Annotated in this window: 18 protein-coding genes; 8 read left to right on the top strand and 10 right to left on the bottom strand. The window is 40.5% G+C overall.

Annotated elements, in window-relative coordinates:
• Positions 1-6: 6 nt before the first annotated feature.
• Positions 7-1,053 carry an RluA family pseudouridine synthase gene (locus E2P86_RS09920; protein WP_134432728.1) on the bottom strand — a complete coding sequence of 349 codons (1,047 nt, stop codon included), beginning with the start codon at positions 1,051-1,053 and terminating at the stop codon, positions 7-9.
• 52 nt (positions 1,054-1,105) lie between these two features.
• On the opposite strand from E2P86_RS09920, the gene E2P86_RS09915 reads away from it, so the two are divergent.
• Positions 1,106-2,008, top strand: coding sequence for a 1-aminocyclopropane-1-carboxylate deaminase/D-cysteine desulfhydrase (locus tag E2P86_RS09915; protein ID WP_134432726.1), 903 nt, complete (start codon positions 1,106-1,108; stop codon positions 2,006-2,008).
• Positions 2,009-2,021: 13 nt separating this feature from the next.
• Here E2P86_RS09915 and E2P86_RS09910 read toward each other — a convergent pair whose 3' ends face one another.
• Complete coding sequence (locus tag E2P86_RS09910; protein ID WP_134432724.1) at positions 2,022-2,663, bottom strand: carbohydrate-binding family 9-like protein; 642 nt, start codon at positions 2,661-2,663, stop codon at positions 2,022-2,024.
• 10 nt (positions 2,664-2,673) lie between these two features.
• Positions 2,674-3,786, bottom strand: a complete 1,113-nt coding sequence (locus E2P86_RS09905) for a phosphotransferase enzyme family protein (protein ID WP_134432722.1) — start codon at positions 3,784-3,786, stop codon at positions 2,674-2,676.
• A gap of 361 nt (positions 3,787-4,147) precedes the next feature.
• On the opposite strand from E2P86_RS09905, the gene E2P86_RS09900 reads away from it, so the two are divergent.
• Complete coding sequence (locus E2P86_RS09900) at positions 4,148-5,473, top strand: hemolysin family protein (RefSeq protein ID WP_085471743.1); 1,326 nt, start codon at positions 4,148-4,150, stop codon at positions 5,471-5,473.
• 11 nt (positions 5,474-5,484) lie between these two features.
• On the opposite strand, the gene E2P86_RS09895 is transcribed toward E2P86_RS09900, so the two are convergent.
• The 5 genes from E2P86_RS09895 to E2P86_RS09875 form a co-directional block, all read right to left on the bottom strand.
• Positions 5,485-6,663, bottom strand: coding sequence for an ABC transporter permease (locus E2P86_RS09895; protein ID WP_240775486.1), 1,179 nt, complete (start codon positions 6,661-6,663; stop codon positions 5,485-5,487).
• A 113-nt stretch (positions 6,664-6,776) separates the two neighbouring features.
• Positions 6,777-7,736: an HlyD family secretion protein gene (locus E2P86_RS09890; protein ID WP_134432720.1), complete on the bottom strand. Its 960-nt coding sequence runs from the start codon at positions 7,734-7,736 to the stop codon at positions 6,777-6,779.
• A 2-nt stretch (positions 7,737-7,738) separates the two neighbouring features.
• Positions 7,739-9,130: a TolC family protein gene (locus E2P86_RS09885; RefSeq protein WP_134432718.1), complete on the bottom strand. Its 1,392-nt coding sequence runs from the start codon at positions 9,128-9,130 to the stop codon at positions 7,739-7,741.
• A gap of 88 nt (positions 9,131-9,218) precedes the next feature.
• Positions 9,219-9,755: a Crp/Fnr family transcriptional regulator gene (locus E2P86_RS09880; RefSeq protein ID WP_134432716.1), complete on the bottom strand. Its 537-nt coding sequence runs from the start codon at positions 9,753-9,755 to the stop codon at positions 9,219-9,221.
• Positions 9,756-9,829: 74 nt separating this feature from the next.
• Positions 9,830-10,375 (bottom strand): DUF1543 domain-containing protein, encoded by a 546-nt coding sequence (locus E2P86_RS09875; protein ID WP_134432714.1) that lies wholly within the window; start codon positions 10,373-10,375, stop codon positions 9,830-9,832.
• Between the two features lie 79 nt (positions 10,376-10,454).
• Here E2P86_RS09875 and mazG point away from each other — a divergent pair, with 79 nt between their 5' ends.
• Complete coding sequence (gene mazG / locus E2P86_RS09870; protein ID WP_085471749.1) at positions 10,455-11,258, top strand: nucleoside triphosphate pyrophosphohydrolase; 804 nt, start codon at positions 10,455-10,457, stop codon at positions 11,256-11,258.
• 22 nt (positions 11,259-11,280) lie between these two features.
• On the opposite strand, the gene E2P86_RS09865 is transcribed toward mazG, so the two are convergent.
• Entirely contained in the window at positions 11,281-11,979 is a 699-nt protein-coding gene (locus E2P86_RS09865; RefSeq protein WP_134432712.1) for a hypothetical protein, read from the bottom strand.
• Between the two features lie 68 nt (positions 11,980-12,047).
• Between E2P86_RS09865 and trpS the strand changes: the two genes are divergently transcribed.
• The 5 genes from trpS (at position 12,048) to E2P86_RS09840 (ending at position 16,732) form a co-directional block, all read left to right on the top strand.
• Complete coding sequence (gene trpS / locus E2P86_RS09860; protein ID WP_085471751.1) at positions 12,048-13,049, top strand: tryptophan--tRNA ligase; 1,002 nt, start codon at positions 12,048-12,050, stop codon at positions 13,047-13,049.
• 56 nt (positions 13,050-13,105) lie between these two features.
• Positions 13,106-13,720, top strand: a complete 615-nt coding sequence (locus tag E2P86_RS09855; RefSeq protein WP_085471752.1) for a deoxynucleoside kinase — start codon at positions 13,106-13,108, stop codon at positions 13,718-13,720.
• Between the two features lie 104 nt (positions 13,721-13,824).
• Positions 13,825-14,574, top strand: coding sequence for a 5'-nucleotidase C-terminal domain-containing protein (locus tag E2P86_RS09850; protein ID WP_240775485.1), 750 nt, complete (start codon positions 13,825-13,827; stop codon positions 14,572-14,574).
• Positions 14,549-15,505, top strand: a complete 957-nt coding sequence (locus E2P86_RS09845; RefSeq protein WP_134432710.1) for a bifunctional metallophosphatase/5'-nucleotidase — start codon at positions 14,549-14,551, stop codon at positions 15,503-15,505. The genes E2P86_RS09850 and E2P86_RS09845 overlap by 26 nt, the downstream gene beginning before the upstream one ends.
• 18 nt (positions 15,506-15,523) lie before the next feature.
• A complete protein-coding gene (locus E2P86_RS09840) occupies positions 15,524-16,732 on the top strand; it encodes an MDR family MFS transporter (RefSeq protein ID WP_085471754.1) in 1,209 nt (402 codons plus the stop codon).
• A gap of 36 nt (positions 16,733-16,768) precedes the next feature.
• Here E2P86_RS09840 and recR read toward each other — a convergent pair whose 3' ends face one another.
• Positions 16,769-17,392 (bottom strand): recombination mediator RecR, encoded by a 624-nt coding sequence (recR, locus tag E2P86_RS09835; protein ID WP_085471755.1) that lies wholly within the window; start codon positions 17,390-17,392, stop codon positions 16,769-16,771.
• Positions 17,393-17,523 lie beyond the last annotated feature (131 nt).

Genomic DNA, 17,523 nt, shown 5'->3' with positions numbered 1-17,523 from the left:
ATAAAATCAACCATTAGAGTCTGATGGCAGTATAGCAGCATAAGAACGCCATTTGTCTAACCCCGCCTGGAAATCGGCCGGTAGCGGTTCTTCAAAGTAAACCTTTTCTTTCGTTTTAGGATGTATAAATCCCAGTGATTTCGCATGAAGTGCCTGTCTCGGTAAAATATCGAAACAGTTCTGGACAAACTGTTTATACTTATTAAAAACAGTCCCCTTCAAGATCTTATCCCCACCATAAACCTCATCAGAAAATAACGGATGTCCAATAGATTTCAAGCTTGCACGAATTTGATGCGTACGTCCCGTCTCCAGTTCGCACTCCAATAGCGTTACATAACCTAAACGTTCCAGCACCTTATAGTGTGTCACCGCCCATCGTCCCTGCTCAGGCTCCTGATAAAGCTCCATAATACGACGATCTTTTAGGTTGCGACCAATATAACCTTTAATCGTTCCATCCTCCGCAATGTCGCCCCATACCAAAGCAATATACTTACGTTCTAAGCTGTGTTCAAAGAACTGCTTAGCTAAAAAAGTCATCGCCCATTCATTTTTAGCGATAACAAGTAAGCCCGATGTATCCTTATCAATGCGGTGAACCAGTCCAGGGCGTCCAGTATTACCGGGCATCGTTGGAAGCTGGTTAAGGTGATGGGTCAATGCGTTGACCAATGTTCCTGTATAATTATTGTATCCCGGATGAACGACCATTCCAGGCGCTTTATTCACAATCAGCAGATCATCATCTTCATACGTAATATCCAAAGGGATATCCTCTGGGTAAACTTCTGTATCACGTGGAGGATCCGGCAACACTACCGTGATCACATCCAGCGGTTTAACTTTATAACTTGCTTTTACGATCTTACCATTCACAAGAACGTTGTCCGCCTCAATTGCATTTTGAATCCGGTTTCTGGAAGTGTTTTCCACCCTGTTCATCAGGAACTTATCTAAGCGCAACAAAGCTTGTCCTTTATCTGCTTCGATACGTAAATGCTCAAACAACTCCTGTTCGTCCTGTTCTTGTAAATCTAAATCTTCTACCATCACACAAAAGTATTGAAATCCTTTAAAATCTACTAACTTTGGTCACGTAAATATGCTGAGATTTGATTTTTTTAGTCCTGAAGAAGAAATAGTGACGACCTTATTCCAAGGGTTAGATCTCCGTTTTTTTGTAAAACGGGACGACATGATACACCCCTATATATCAGGAAATAAGTGGCGTAAGTTAAAGTATCCCCTTCAAGATGCTTACCAAAAAGGAAAAACAACCCTTGTCACTTTCGGAGGTGCGTGGTCGAACCATTTATTAGCAACAGCCTGTGCTGGTGCTAAATTCGGCTTTCAGACGCATGCCTTTGTGCGCGGTGAGGAAGTGCACAACACAGTTCTAACCTTATGCCGTACCTTTGGTATGCAGCTGCACTTTGTGGATCGGGAAGCATACAAAAACAAAGAACTACTTTATGCGCTACACTTTGGTGAAGACCCAGCGAGTTATTTTATTGATGAAGGCGGTTATAGCAGAGCTGCGGCAGAAGGTGTCAGTGAACTGATCGAGGAGCTTCAAGACAATTATACCCACCTGTTCTGCGCTTGTGGCACCGGTGCTACTTTGGCCGGACTTTCGCTAGGTTTAGGCTCAGGTTTAGATACAGCACCTACAGCAGAGGCACCAGCGCTCCATGGTGTTCCTGTATTAAAAGCAGGTGATTTTATCCGCGACGAGGTTGCGGCGTTGGGCATAACAACAGACCATATTACGCTCCATACCGATTATCATTTCGGCGGATACGCCAAAACGAAACCTGAACTGATTGATTTCATTAAAACATTTACACAAGAAACGGGGATTTTAATAGAGCCGACCTATACCGGTAAGCTTTTTTATGCGGTCTATGATCTGGCAAAGCAAGGTTACTTTGCTCCAAAATCAAAAATCCTGTTAGTACACACAGGTGGCTTAACAGGATTTTTGGGTATGCAGGATAAATTTTAATTCAACTTTTCGACTATTCAAAGATCAGCTCCCCAAAAAATGCGGGGAGATGAAAATTGGGTGTAGGATGTCCGATTGGGCTCCACGAGATAAAATGTGGCTGCGGCAATTCATCGCCGCACTTGTAGAAATTGCCAAAGGCACGAAGTCCAGACAAAGTTATGTCCCCTTGCTTATTGAACACGAGGGCAGGAATAACCATAATCATATTCCACTTTTTTGCACCCGATCTTTGCACAACTGAAGTTGCTGTCGAAACCTGCTCAATTTCTTGCGGCGTAAGTCGATTTCTTTCACTCTTTACTCCTGGTCCATAACCAATCAGTCCCGTACCTAATACATTAAACTCGATGTTATAGTAGGTCTCTTTATTGTCCAAAGAAAGAAAGAACTCTACACAACTATCTTCCCATACGGCCTCATTCGGACGGATGTATTGCGCTTTCACATAATCCTCTTCAACGGCATAGTGCAATACGATGGATGATCCATTATGTACAATCTGAAACGCTACCTTGGGCTTATATGGATATTCCGCAGGCCAATTTACATGTCCTATTTCATGCCATTCCTGTCCAGTTAACTGCTGCTGTAAGGCATGATAATCAAAATTATGGACCTGAACTTCGACTTGGGGAACATGTAATATAGACATATAGCTGTGCTTATTTAGTAATATTTTCTGTTAGTATAGCGGCTAGTTCTTCTTCATGAAGCTCTAATTCCTGCACTAATTTAAGCTGTGATTTTGTTCTTACCAAATTATGTTCCGGATAATGTATCTTATAGTATGTATCACCATCAATATAGTCGGTCAAGAAACGTACAGCTTGCATGAAAGGAAGCAAAAACACACCGTCAAGCAACGAGTTCATCTCTGCATCAGTCAAGAATTCTCTTGCCTCGCTTAGATACCCCTCTGTATATGCTTGAAACAGCGGGATGTTTAACACCACTTTTGTTACATCCTCCTCATCTTCAGCAGCGGAGTTGATAATCGTACGAATTGCATCTCCAAAATCATAGGCCACATACCCGGGCATAACCGTATCTAAATCTATTACACACTGTACATTGTCATCCTGGTCCAATAAAACATTATTGAATTTGGTGTCATTGTGCGTGATACGTAATGGGAGTTCGCCTGCGTTAGCCATCTTGAGTATATTACGCATACGCTCTTCACGTTCGAAAATATAGGCAAGTATATCAGAGACAGCATCTACCCGACCTGCTTTATTGTCCGCAATCGCTTTTCGGAGATTATCCATCCGAAAATCAATGTTATGAAAATTGGGAAGGATCTCTACCAAATTACGGGCATCCAGATCTGATAGTCTTTTTTGAAATTGACCGAAAGCCTGTCCTCCAGAAAATGCCTGTTGAGGGGTCTCCACAATATCATAACTTTTGGTGTTCTCCAATAACAAGAACATGCGCCAGTAATCACCTTTTTCATCTTGATGATACAGGCCATCCACTATTGTCGGAATCAGCGTTAGCGTACTTTTTTCTACATACTCTGTACCAAGATGTGCTAGTTTTGCTTTTAGATGATCTAACACAATTTTCGTGTTGTGCATCAAGCCCTCCACATTGGAAAAAATATGATGATTTATGCGTTGTAATAAATAGCTTTTACCATTAGAGGCATCTGTGCGAACACAAAAAGTATCATTTATATGTCCCGATCCGAAGCGATCTATATTTAAGATTTCGCCCTTAATTCTAAACTGGTTTGCCGCTACGAATTCAATATTATTTTTATAATCAAACATTAGAAACTTTCAAAAATTAACATAATTTATGCTTACAGAAAGCCAATATCTATAAATATTATGGAAAAGAAAAGCCTACAATAAAGACAAACGTTTGCACTTCTTTTCGTGGAAAGAGGATCGCTTTTTTGTATCAACTAATTTACATATCGCGCTCTTATTGTATATTTATACTAAACTTAGTTTAGTTTTGATAAAACGCTTTACCAAAGCCCAAAGGCTTGTTTTCACGAAATCATGAAAGATCCAAGGTCTGTCATCAGCAGAACCATAAGGTATACACCAGTAGATGAATCGTTACCGATATTAATTTTGGTTTTACATCCTTTTTTTTTAAGTTTAGAGAGACAAATTCAACTATATGCTCACTGAGATACTCATAATTCTTGCTCTTATAATTTTAAATGGTATTCTATCTGCTTCAGAGATTTCTATCGTTTCAAGTCGAAAAGCACGGCTACAAGCAGCGGCCGATAAAAACAACAAGGCGGCCAAAACAGCACTAGCATTAAAAGAAAATCCAAATCAGTTTTTGTCTACCGTTCAAATTGGAATTACACTTATCGGTATTTTAACGGGTTTTTTTAGTGGCGGTACGCTATCTTCTTTCCTTGCAGAACAATTTAATCAGATTGGTTTTTTGGCTCCTTACAGTCAACAAATTTCGGTGCTATTGGTTGTTTTAGTCATTACATATCTTTCGCTTGTTATAGGAGAACTTGTTCCAAAGCGAATCGGTATGGCAATTCCAGAGAAGTACGCGATGTTTGTTGCTGCCCCTATGCTTTTCTTAAGTAAACTGGTAAAACCATTTGTTTGGTTACTTAGCGCATCCACCGATGCCATCGTGAAGATGTTAAATATTAAGGTCTCTAAAAACACAGTGACCGAGGAAGAGATTAAAGCACTTGTTGACGAAGGTGTCGATAGCGGTGTTATTGAAGATTTTGAGCATGATATTATGGATCGTTTGCTTTTATTGGGAGACAAAAAAGCGCGTAACCTTATGGTTCACCGTTCTGATATCGACAGTTTGGATTTGCAAAATACCATCGATGAAAACAAAGCTATTATTCGTAATTCAGAGCATACTGAATTTCCGGTGGTAGATGGTAGTTTCGATCGTGTCCGAGGTATTGTGCATGTAAAAACCTTTCTTAAACATTATATTGACGAGAAAACAATTAACTTGGAAGATCTCATCGAACCCGTTCCCTTTGTGAACGAAAATAGTTACGCAAGTAGCGTATTGGATATCTTTAAAAATACAAGGTCACAGTTAGCGGTGGTAATAGACGAATATGGTATTCCACAAGGTATCGTATCGACTAAAGATATTGTGCGTGCACTGTTTGGTGATTTGGATATCGATCGCAATACGGGCGAAACGCAGATTACAAAGCGAGAAGACGGTACATTTTTGGTGGACGGTCGGATGCATATTTCTGACTTTTTCACCTACTTTGATATTGCTTTGGATGAAGATGATGAGGATGAGCTCTCAAACGTCACAACCGTTGGTGGGCTTGTATTTTTAACACTCGATCATATACCACTTGAAGGAGAATCCATTGTTTTCAAAAATTATCGTATCGAAGTTATTGACCTCGACGGTCACCGTATAGATAAAGTTTTGGTTTCTAAGATAAATCCCTTAGGTAACAATATCACAGAAAACGAAGATTAATACCGTCTCTTTTATTTTTCAGCTTTTACTTTCTTCATCTTCCACGCCAATACTATAACGACGAGGATAAAGCTAACTATTGCTATGATTGATAATGCAATTAATGCTTTGTCTGTATGGTAGTTTTCTCCATGTTGGATGAACATGAGACGAAAAATGCGCAGGTAGTGTGTGGATGGAATTACATTAGCGATCCACTGTACCCAAGTGGGCATCAGGCTTGCCGGCCAAGTAAACCCGCTTAATATGAATGCCGGTGTTGCGATAACCATTAATACTTCGGTTGCTTTTAGCTGCGATGGTAATACTGCACTTACCAATATACCGATAAAGCAAACGGCTAGAATAAATACAAAAGTACATAAGGTAAACCACCAAAAATCAGCATGCAAGGGCATTTTGTAGTACTTGCCAAATCCCCAGTATAATGCGATTATACCCACTGACATGAGCATGTAAGGAACAACTTTAACGATAATAAGCCCGAAAACATTCGGCATTTTGGCAACGAGGTTCCCAAACGTATTATTCTCGAATTCAGAAGAGAACGTGAGTGCTAAAGCGAGTAGTAATACCTGTTGTAGAACCGTTATCAATACCCCTGGAAGCATGAAATAAAGATAGTTTCCGCTCCTGATATTTTGCTTTACAATGGTGGTCTTAAAAGGCTCATACTGCTGTGTTGCAATGTATGCAGGTACGCCCTTCTTCATTTGTGATTGGATTTGAATACCCGCTTTCATGGTCATTGCACATACGTTCACGGCCATCATTGCTGTATTGGAAGTCAACGTGTTCGAACCATCGACAAAAAGGGTCAGTTCTGGCAGTCTGTTTTGCTGTATGCCCGAACTAAAGTCTCGCGGAATATGCACAATAGTGGTCGCTTCATGTGTCAGCGCCACGTCTTTCGAAGAAAATAAAGAGGGTAATATTTGTGCCACGCGGATACTTTCATTATCTCGAAGCATGTCGATAAACGTTTGGCTCATCGGTCCATTATCTTCATTGACAACAACGATGGGCATCTGGGTAACCTTGCCCTGCTGATACACATGGCCAATTAATACACCATAGAGTATCGGAGCCCCTAAGAAAAGTACCAATAAAACCTTGTTCTTGTAGAATAAGGTAAACTCGCGACCAATAAGTTCTAAAAGTGTTTTCAAATTATAAAGTTTATAGTTCATGGTATGTAGTTTATAGTTTGTAGTTTTGATTTTACGTCTATTGCTGATACTTTCAACTAGCCACAATATCTTGCGGCTCTACCATCAACCAACTACCATCTACTATCTATCAACTACTTACTACTCAAAACAACCAATGTCTTTGTTAATAGTTCATTTGCGTCAGTTGGATCCTGTGGCACGACTTTGATCTCAAAGAGCGCCAACTGATTATCATAGTCTGGATATGCCGTGGCAATATTAGCATATGAATTCAATGCTTTTACAGCAACAACCTTACCTTTGATTACTTTATTATTAAAGTATGGCGCTGTCAACGTTACCTCGCTCCCCTTTTGCAATGAGGAAATCTTATTTTCAGGAATGGTAAACCTGAAGTAGGTTGAGTTTTCTAGAAATCCATTAACAATCGGATAGCCCGCAAGTGCCAACTCGCCTACTTTTAGGTTAATCGATTCGATACTCATATCCTGTGGCGCAATGACATATTTTTCTGCTGCGGCTACCTTTACCTCGGCTACAGCTCCTTGCGCGCGTTCCTTTTGTCCCAATGCCATGATCTGTTGCTCCAAGCGCGCCCCATTCCGAGCTTCAGCAATTTCAGCTTGTGCTGCTAGATATTGATTTTTAGCACCTTGGAATTTCGCGTATGTTTCATCGTATTTCTGCTGCGGAATCAGGCTATCACGCAACAGGTTATCCAATCGTTCTATCGATTTTTTCGCAAACTCATACTGCTCTTTTAAACCCGCCACTTTGGCTTCTAGTTGCACCAACTGTCCACTCGTTGCCCCTTTGACAGACATATTGTATTGCGCATCAGCCGATTGTAAAGCACCTTGTGCTTGCTCTGCTTTCGCATCCACTTCCGGTATACTTAAAATTGCAAGTGTGTCGCCAGCATGTACCATGCTTCCTTCACTAACTAAGATCTTTTCGATCTTGCCAGGAACCTTAGTTACCACCGTAATCTGCTCTCGCTCGACCTTCCCTTCCACGGTAGATTTATCATCGTTTTTTGATCGACAAGAGCAAAGTAAAGCCATCGAAATCAGTATATATATATGTTTCATTGTTACTCGTATATAGTTTGTAATAATTTTCCTGTACCGTGTAGAAGTTCAATTGCAGAAAGACGTTGCTCCATGACATGTCCATAATAACCTAGGTTCACTTTATACCAATCGTTTTCTGCGGCAAGCAACTCCGTTACATCAATTAAACCCGCCTGATATTGTTTCGATGCCAAGCGTAAATTATTCTCTGCAACTTTTATTTGTTGCTCACCTACGTGAAGTTTTTGATTGGAGACGGCATAGCCTACTTTATTTTTCTCCAAAAGTAAATTCAATTTCTCTTCCGTATCTTGAAGCTTGAGTGTATTTATAGCTTGATCGGCCTGTACTTGTTTCACTTTGCTTTTATGTTCGCCTCCATTAAAAATATCCCACTTCGCACCGATACCAACCATTAAATTCGGTCTTCCTTTTAAATGATTATTTGATAAATCGACATCCCCTACTAGTGGTCTGTTTTTTAGTGAAAGGTGCGTATCGAATACATTGAGGTAATTTGCGGAACCAAAGGCAAATAACATAGGTAAAGCAGCGCCTTTTTCTTTCTTGTATAAGTAGTCATATGCACGAGAAGATGCCTGTAGTGCTTGTAGCTCTTTGCGATCTTGGACATCTGTGGGAACTTCAGCAAGCAGGATGGCAACTAATTCATATTGTACCTCCCGGACTTCCTCTTCTGATAAGGCCGTCTCCTGTCTGATTTTTTTTACCAAGAGATCCCTATTTCCCTCTACTTCCACTTTCTTGGCCTCAAGTTCGAGTAAGGCTAGTTTTAGTTTATCGCGATCATAAGGAATAGCTAAACCGTTCATAATGGCTTTATTTACTTTTTCCTGCTCTTTTGATAGCCTTTTTTCAGAGTCAGCGATTAATTTATCGACTTCTCCAAGCAACATCAGCTGATCAAAGGCTGCAATGAGTTCCTTTGCCATACCCTCCTTGCCCGATTCCATTAAAAGAGTCTGTGCTTTTGACTTTTCTTGTAAAGCCTTTTCACCATTTGGAATTTGCAGCCCTGAGAACAGGACTTGTTTAACCGAAACACCGGCATAAGCAGCTTGTGTACGCATTGTAAATGCGCTCGCACCTTCAAACAATCCTACATTGAGAATGGGAATAGTGAGTGTAGGGATATCCAAGCTGCCGTTTGTATAGACAAAACCATACAACCCTGTTGCATCAACATGTGGAAGCTTTTTTGCGCGCACACCGTCAGCCTCCAATACTGTTTTGTCTACCTCTAATGACTTTATTTTGAGTTCTCTACTGGCTTGAAACGATTGTTTGATAGCGTCCTTCACTTGCGGCGCTATTCCGGTTTGGGCTACGACGCTTTGGTGTGCTACCACACCAAAGGACAGGTATAAAAACCAAAACCATTTCTTTCTCATAGTATCCTTTATTTATTATGAAACAAAGGTCAGCTATTTATAGTTTCAAATTTTTCAGATATCTTAAAAAAAAATTTTTGGACGCATTTTATCGTTGCGCTCGTATGACACTTAACGTTTGCTGCGATATGCCTAAAAACGAAGCAATATCGCCTAATGGTGCCCGTAATAAGATCTCTGGGTGTTGGTTAATAAGTTTCTGATATCTTTCATGGGCTGTCTCAAACTGCAGGCTTTGTAAGCGCGAGGAGAAACCGATGAGAGACTGTAATAAGATGGATTGTATAAGCTTATTGACCGCTATAGAATCCACAGCAAGCGTGTTGATCAAGGAAAAGGGTACAGCAGTGATCACCGCTTCTTCTAGAACCTCGATACCGTAAACAGATTTGCGCTGTAGAAATGTACTTTCTGCTCCTGCGACAAAGTCACCTTCCTTAAAAAAATAATGAGTAATCGCTTTTCCACCTTTAAAATAAAACAATCGAACGAGCCCTTTTTCAATGAAAAAGATATTTTTAGCATAGTTACCAGCCTCCAAAATCGTACATTTCTTTCCGTGCTGTTTAGTTACACTTGCTTTATCGATTTCTTGTAGTACCTGGTCCGACAAGCCGTAATTCATTTCTAAATAAGGGATCAGTTGCATCTGACTAAAATAACCTTTTCTGACGAGTTACAAAGCAGGTTGGACAAATTTTATAGTAGATCTACGAACTTGAGGTAGCCAATATGTAAGGGGTCATTACCAGCAGACTTTTCGGTTGTGATTTCCAGTGAATATGTTTGCTTACAGTCAAGCTGAAGGATATCCATAATTTCAAATATGTCATCCACATCCACTCCATAATGATCATCGATATGAGGTGTCACCACCTGTTTATAGAAATCCGTTTCTCGGGCTAGGGATGCTGCCTCTTCCGTACTCTCAGCGACGACCAATTGCTTGTAGTGATATTCTTCAAAGTCATCCTCCCTATAGCCTCCCAAATTCACAAAATAAAGCTTCTTGTTGTTTTTTTGGGGTGTGCCTTTTGGTACAACTTTAACATTATACCCCATAACGGATGTCACATGTCGCCAGATATAAACATGCATTTCTCCTTTCGCCTCGGGCCAAAAAGCTTGCATCGGATTGACTAAATCTTTTAACGCGTCTGCGATTCCGAAATACATGTCATGTTGTTCGGTGTGGCGACCTGGAGGCTTACAACCCAAGAGCACCATAAATAATTTTTTACCCATTGAACAGCTTTCTATACCAACGAATATAGTAAGTTAAACGGAATAATAATAGTAGTTTTGTAGCATTAATCGGAGTAATATGGCACATCAAGCACCAGAAACACAACATACACCTGGAGGCGCCTTTGAGCGTTTAGTAACAATTATTGACACCCTACGCGTAGAATGTCCTTGGGATCGTAAACAAACGATGGAATCGCTGCGTTTATTGAGTATTGAGGAACTTTATGAGCTGACGGATGCTATTTTGGATAAAGATTATGATGAAGTAAAGAAAGAATTAGGCGATGTGATGGTGCACTTGGTGTTTTATGCCAAGATCGCTTCGGAGCAAAAGCAATTTGATATTGTCGATAGTTTGAATGCTGTTTGCGATAAGCTAATCACCCGACACCCTCATATTTACGGCGATGTAGAAGCAGAAACAGAGGACGTTGTCAAGAGCAATTGGGAACAGATTAAATTAAAAGAAGGTAACCGCTCCGTATTATCTGGCGTCCCCAAAGGATTGCCAGCCTTGGTGAAAGCTTATCGTATCCAAGATAAAGTGCGTGGTGTAGGTTTTGATTGGGAAGACAAGACAGAAGTTTGGGCAAAAGTGGAAGAGGAACTGGAAGAGTTTAAAAATGAATTCAACCTCACACAAGGAGAAGAAATAGATCAAGATCGTGCTGAAGCAGAATTTGGTGATTTACTTTTTTCCTTGATTAACTATGGTAGACACCTGGGATTGAACCCCGAAAATGCATTAGAACGGACAAATAAAAAATTCATTTTTCGCTTTAACCATTTGGAAAAACGAGCATCCGAAAATGGGCAACAATTGAAAGATATGAGTTTGGCAGAAATGGATGTCTACTGGAACGAAGCTAAGAAGTTATAACGACAACAGGACGAGCCCTTAATCAGGGCTCATCACAATCTATTGTTTCTATTTTTGTAAACAGTTTCCGATACTGTTCGGACTGTGTTCCATCATATTCAATATGATGAACTTCCCTGTTCGCACTATTCCACCAGCCATAAACAAGCACATAGGCAAAAGCTTTCTCCAATTTATCGGCTCGCGCAATAGTAGTGGTATATTGATCCCATAAATGATCCGGCGCTGCATTATTCTTCATTTGTTGCAAGGTTAAGGCTTTATAAGATTCCAACAATTCGGTACCACCATTCTGGAGTGCAATTCCATAAGTATAGGCTGCTCCTCCCTTTTTAACTGCGGTTGTTAATGCTTGCGGATTCTGTTTAGCTTGTTTTTGAACCTTCTTCAAGGCGAATGTTTGTTGCACATAGTTAAGCACATCCTGCTGTAAATTCTTGAAATAGGAAGAATTTGCAATTTGTAGCTTCTTTAACCGGTCAATTTCTGCCGTATATCGGGCTGTCATCTCTGCTAAGGTGCCTTCGTCACCAACATAGCCATAAGATGTAACAAGCGTATACGTATCCTTCAGCTGTCTTTCCGTATACTTTTTACTATCATAAAACCCTTTGTAACTACATAATTCGTCTTCAAAAAGCAGTGTTTTAACCTGCGCGTGTACCGCACCTGATAAGGCTATACCTAAAAATAGCGTACTTAAAATAACCTTTATGTTCATGACGTAAAAATAGCAAACTTATAGGGCGATACCTAGCTTAATTAGCAATTAATACTTAAATTTGCGACATGAAGGAAACTGTTGTTAGCGGTATTAGAAGTACCGGAAAATTACACTTAGGTAACTATTATGGTGCATTGGGAAATTTTGTAAAAATGCAAGATGAGTACAATTGCTTCTTTTTTATAGCGGATTTACACTCGTTAACGACACACCCGACGCCCGGTGATTTAAGCCGTACGGTAAGACAAGTTGTAGTGGAGTACCTGGCGGCAGGGATCGACCCGGAAAAATCAACGATATATGTACAGTCAGATGTACCCGAGGTAGCCGAGCTTTACTTGTACATGAACATGAATGCCTATCTCGGTGAATTAGAGCGCGCTACAGCGTTTAAAGACAAGGTCCGTGCAAGTCCAGACAATGTCAATGCAGGTCTTCTGACCTATCCCGTATTAATGGCTTGTGATATTTTGATTCATCATGGCACGAAAGTGCCTGTTGGTAAAGATCAAGAGCAACATTTGGAGATGACACGTACATTCGGTAATCGTTTTAACCGATTGTATGATGTGGAATACTTTAAAGAAGCCTTTGCTTTTTCGTATAGTGATAAGTTAGTTAAAATACCTGGTCTCGACGGCAATGGGAAAATGGGAAAATCTAACGGTGACGCGAGCTGTGTTTACCTCAGTGACTCGGCTGATGTTGTACGTAAAAAAGTAATGCGTGCCGTTTCTGATTCGGGACCTACAGAGATGAACCAACCAAAACCGGAAGCTATTCAAAATCTGTTTGATCTGATGAAGGTGGTGTCAACACCAGATACGTTAGCTCACTTTGAGGGACTCTACAATAATTGTGAAATCCGTTACGGTGATTTCAAAAAACAATTGGCGGAGGATATGGTTTTAGCTACAGAACCTGTTCGTTCTCGGATTGAGGATATTTCTAATGATGACGAGTATATCCAAAAGGTTATTCGTCTCGGTGCAGAGAAAGCAAGCGAAAGTGCACGCAAGACCATACGTGAAGTTCGCGAAATAATCGGTATAAAAAAGCTGTATTAACACACAGTTTTTAAAGGAGTTATCAGTATTTTTTTGATTCTTAAGAAGAAACGTATATGCATATAGCCATTGTTGGTAATATTGGAGCTGGAAAAACAACCTTGACGGAGATGCTTGCGCGTCACCTCAATTTTGAACCACAATTTGAGGCGGTAGACAATAATCCTTATCTAGAAGATTTCTATAGCGATATGAAACGCTGGGCGTTTAATTTGCAAATATTCTTTTTAAACAGTCGGTTTCGACATATTGTCGACCTGCAACAGCAAGGAATCAACATGATTCAGGATCGTACGATTTATGAAGATGCGTATATTTTCGCAGAAAACTTATACGATATGGGGTTGATGAGCGCGCGTGATTTTGAGAACTATAGTAATATGTTTCATACGATCGTAAACTACATTAAACCACCCGATTTGCTGATTTATTTAAAGGCCTCGGTACCTACCCTCGTCAATAACATTCAGAAACGTGGTCGCGATTATGAATCGGCTATTCGACTAGATTATTTATCCAAATTGAATGATAAGTATGACAAGTGGATTGGTGGGTACACCGAAGGCAAACTTTTGGTGTTGGATAAGGATAATTTAGATTTTGCAAACAAACCCGAAGACCTGGGTAAAATAATTGAAAAGATAGAAGCCGAGATGTTCGGTCTATTTTAACAAGAAAGCGGGTCTTACGGGATCCGCTTTCTTGCTTTAAGGAATTGTTAGCAGCATTGCTTATCTAATAAATTTATCTAATTTTGTTCTCAAAATTCAAAAACATGGGAAGTTCTATACGCTGGGCATCATTCCTTGTTTCTGCGGCTTTACTGGTTTCCTGTAAAACACAGCTACAACCAACCGTAAACAAGGTTCAGTACTATCAAATTGATGCCAACTACTCCATCGACAGTGCCATTGTTAAGTATTATTCACCGTATAAAATACAGTTGGAATCCGAGATGAATCGAGTGATCGGTTTTTCAGACGCGCATCTTACAAAAACAAGAGAGGCGGAAAGTCTGGCAGGTAATTTCTTTACCGATGCTCTCCTTTGGAAAGGCCAACAACTGGATCCTGCCGTGCAGGTTTCTTTTGCGACAAAAGGAGGCATACGATCAGATTTGAAAGCTGGAAATATTACGGTAGGAAATATTTTCGAAATTATGCCTTTTGAAAATTCCGTGACGGTATTGACCTTATCAGGTAAGGATATGCTTCGATGGGCTGATTATATGGCACGGACTGGTGGCCAGCCTGCAAGTGGCATTAAACTACTGATTGAAAACAAAAAAGTAAAGGAGTTTTTGGTACAAGGAAAACCTATAGATCCAAATCAAACCTATAAATTAGTGACCTACGATTACCTTGCGAATGGTGGTGACTATGTCGATTTCTTGGACCAAGTGCTAGATCGCAAAGATTATACACAACGTATTCGCGAATCACTGATGGAATATGTTTCTGAATTAACAAAACAAGGTAAACACATACAAGCTACTATTGATGGAAGAGTTCTCATTATTGAATAGAAGAGGTTTTATTAAAAGATCCCTCCTATTGGGGGCAGCCTCTGTGGTGGGGACACTCCCCGCTTTTGCGACAGCGAAAGGAGATTTTAGATTGACAATCCTTCATACCAACGACGTACATAGCCGCATTGAGCCTTTCCCACTGGACGGCTCGCGTTATGCAGGCATGGGTGGTGTAGCACGTCGCAGCGCTCTTATTCAAAAAATTAGAAGCGAGGAGAAAAGTGTATTGCTAGTGGATAGCGGTGATATGTTCCAGGGAACGCCGTATTTCAATATGTTTGGAGGCAAGCTGGAGTTGGAATTAATGTCCAAATTAGGTTACGAAGCCGGTACTTTCGGAAATCATGAATTTGATAATGGAATTGCGGGTTTGGTAAAATACCTCGATAAAGCCACTTTTCCTTTTTTAACGGCGAACTACGATTTTCGTGGCACACTATTGGAGGGAAAGACGAAAGACTATACGATTATCAATAAAAATGGTATCCGTATAGGTCTTACAGGCGTAGGAATTGATATTGAAGGGTTGGTCGACCCCAAGAGTTATGAAGGGATGAAATATCTTGATCCGATACCCGTTGTAAACCGAATCGCAAAAATGCTTAAAGAGGACAAAAAATGTGATCTAGTGATCTGTTTATCGCATCTAGGCTATAAATATGATGATGATAAAATATCGGATTTGAAGTTAGCTGCGCAAATACGGCATGTGGATATAATTTTGGGCGGGCATACGCATACTTTCTTGGATGAGCCAGCACGAGTAAAAGATTTAGATGGACATGAAGTGGTGATCCATCAAGTTGGTTTTGCAGGAATCCGATTGGGGCGTCTCGATGTCATTCTCAATAAAAATACAGGAAAGAAACAAATTTTAGCGCGCAACTACACTGTTGACCAACGCTACGATAAACAAGTTATGGCATAATACAAACACGACAGTCTCTTGAAAAGAATCATTCAACTCTACATCAATTCGTACAAAGGTTTATCGAAGGAAGCTTGGTTGCTTGCCATTGTTATGTTGATTAACCGTACAGGCTCTATGGTTATTCCGTTCTTGAGTATGTATATGTCGTCGGAGTTGAACTTCAGCAAATCTCAAGTAGGAATTGTATTGGGCTGCTTTGGTTTAGGCTCGGTCTGTGGATCGTGGCTTGGTGGCTGGCTGACCGACAAACTGGGTAACTTTAGGGTACAAGCTGTTAGCTTAATTCTCGTGGTACCTTTATTTCTGGTGTTGCCTAACTTCAAAACTTTTGAAGGGCTGGCGCTCATGATTTTTATATTAACACTGATCGCCGATACCTTTAGACCTGCTAACTCGGTTGCTGTTGCTCGTTACGCAAAACCGGAGAACTTGACCAAAGCCTATTCTCTAAATAGAATGGCGGTCAACTTAGGCTTTTCTATCGGTCCGGCACTCGGCGGTTTTTTAGCTAGCTTTTCATACGATTGGATTTTCTATGGAAACGCAATAGCGGCTTTCGCAGCAGCTATTGTATTTGTTTACTTTTTTAGAAACCGGATTCCACGAAACAAAATCAAAACGCTGAATATTCCGGAAGATAAAGAATATGAAAAGAAAGATCGAAACGCTTACCTCGATCCGCCCTTTATTGTTTTCAATATTTTCTGTTGCCTTTTTTCTATGGCTTTTTTTCAGCTGCTTAGCACCTTACCACTATTCTATAAAGAGGATCGTGGAATGAGCGAAGGTGCTATTGGTCTGTTATTAGGTTTTAGTGGCTTTGTTATTGTACTGTTTGAGATGATTTTGGTGCACGGCGTAGAACGTCGTTTTACACCACGCCAGGTAATGATCTATGGCACCGCGATTGCCGGATTATCCTATCTCATGTTGAATGCGCCATTTGGTCTTGCATGGCTTTATTTAGCGATGTTTATTCTTTCTACTGGAGAAATGTTGACATTGCCTTTTACAGCGACAATCAGTGCTTCACGCGCTACATTCAATACCCAAGGTGCGTATATGGGATTTAATTCGCTAGCTTTCGCTGCCGCGAATATCTTTTCGCCTTATCTAGGTACGTACGTTGCGGAACATTATGGGTACCAGACTTTGTGGTACGGAACAGCACTTGTTCTACTTTTTACGAGTATGGGATTTTCGTGGATCTTAAAGAAAATGTAATCGGAGTATCTGGAACGCAGGCGCAGGCACAAGTGGCTAGGGTTGCTTGATCCCCTCTCGTTCGTATGGAACACGAGTAGCTATAGACCGACCGAGTGTAACTTCATCCACATATTCGAGCTCTCCGCCAAAGGAAATACCGCGCGCAATAGTCGTAATCGGTATGTTGAAATCTTTTAGTTTACGGTATAAGTAAAATATGGTGGTATCACCTTCCATGGTGGCACTGAGCGCTAGAATAACTTCTTTGATTTCATTATTTTTCAATCGATCTACTAATGCTTCAATTTTCAAATCGGAAGGACCAACGCCATCCATAGGTGATATTAATCCGCCTAAAACGTGGTATACACCTTGATACTGGTTGGTGTTTTCTATCGCCATAACATCCCGCGTATCTTCTACTACACAGATCGTTTGTTGGTCTCTTTTGGTACTGCTACACACTTCACACAGATCGTGATCAGCCATATTAAAGCAAGCTTGGCAGTACTTGATCTGTTCTTTCAATGTCGTTAGGGCGCCGGTTAATCGAGCGACCTCAGCATCGGGTTGCTTCAGTAGATGCAATACCAATCGTAGCGCAGTCTTCTTCCCTACCCCTGGTAAACGGCCAAACTCATCTACTGCCTGTTCTAAAAGTCGCGACGAAAAATTCATGACAACAAAAATACAAACTAAACGTATATTTTTTTTATAAAATGCATGAATTGTATGGCGCAAATATTATTAATTTTTATATCTTGGTATGTTTCACATTTCCTAGTTTTTGCAGGAACAAGACGCAGTGA

The organism is Sphingobacterium psychroaquaticum, assembly GCF_004421025.1.
GTDB lineage: Bacteria > Bacteroidota > Bacteroidia > Sphingobacteriales > Sphingobacteriaceae > Sphingobacterium > Sphingobacterium psychroaquaticum.
Note: the sequence above shows the minus strand (reverse complement) of the source record. Positions and strands in the feature narration are given on the sequence as shown.

Excerpts from the sequence above, each read along its gene's own strand:
- E2P86_RS09920 (WP_134432728.1), bottom strand. The coding sequence starts at position 1,053 with ATGGTAGAAGATTTAGATTTACAAGAACAGGACGAACAGGAGTTGTTT.
- E2P86_RS09915 (WP_134432726.1), top strand. The coding sequence starts at position 1,106 with ATGCTGAGATTTGATTTTTTTAGTCCTGAAGAAGAAATAGTGACGACC.
- E2P86_RS09910 (WP_134432724.1), bottom strand. The coding sequence starts at position 2,663 with ATGTCTATATTACATGTTCCCCAAGTCGAAGTTCAGGTCCATAATTTT.
- E2P86_RS09905 (WP_134432722.1), bottom strand. The coding sequence starts at position 3,786 with ATGTTTGATTATAAAAATAATATTGAATTCGTAGCGGCAAACCAGTTT.
- E2P86_RS09900 (WP_085471743.1), top strand. The coding sequence starts at position 4,148 with ATGCTCACTGAGATACTCATAATTCTTGCTCTTATAATTTTAAATGGT.
- E2P86_RS09895 (WP_240775486.1), bottom strand. The coding sequence starts at position 6,663 with ATGAACTATAAACTTTATAATTTGAAAACACTTTTAGAACTTATTGGT.
- E2P86_RS09890 (WP_134432720.1), bottom strand. The coding sequence starts at position 7,736 with ATGAAACATATATATATACTGATTTCGATGGCTTTACTTTGCTCTTGT.
- E2P86_RS09885 (WP_134432718.1), bottom strand. The coding sequence starts at position 9,130 with ATGAGAAAGAAATGGTTTTGGTTTTTATACCTGTCCTTTGGTGTGGTA.
- E2P86_RS09880 (WP_134432716.1), bottom strand. The coding sequence starts at position 9,755 with ATGAATTACGGCTTGTCGGACCAGGTACTACAAGAAATCGATAAAGCA.
- E2P86_RS09875 (WP_134432714.1), bottom strand. The coding sequence starts at position 10,375 with ATGGGTAAAAAATTATTTATGGTGCTCTTGGGTTGTAAGCCTCCAGGT.
- mazG (WP_085471749.1), top strand. The coding sequence starts at position 10,455 with ATGGCACATCAAGCACCAGAAACACAACATACACCTGGAGGCGCCTTT.
- E2P86_RS09865 (WP_134432712.1), bottom strand. The coding sequence starts at position 11,979 with ATGAACATAAAGGTTATTTTAAGTACGCTATTTTTAGGTATAGCCTTA.
- trpS (WP_085471751.1), top strand. The coding sequence starts at position 12,048 with ATGAAGGAAACTGTTGTTAGCGGTATTAGAAGTACCGGAAAATTACAC.
- E2P86_RS09855 (WP_085471752.1), top strand. The coding sequence starts at position 13,106 with ATGCATATAGCCATTGTTGGTAATATTGGAGCTGGAAAAACAACCTTG.
- E2P86_RS09850 (WP_240775485.1), top strand. The coding sequence starts at position 13,825 with ATGGGAAGTTCTATACGCTGGGCATCATTCCTTGTTTCTGCGGCTTTA.
- E2P86_RS09845 (WP_134432710.1), top strand. The coding sequence starts at position 14,549 with ATGGAAGAGTTCTCATTATTGAATAGAAGAGGTTTTATTAAAAGATCC.
- recR (WP_085471755.1), bottom strand. The coding sequence starts at position 17,392 with ATGAATTTTTCGTCGCGACTTTTAGAACAGGCAGTAGATGAGTTTGGC.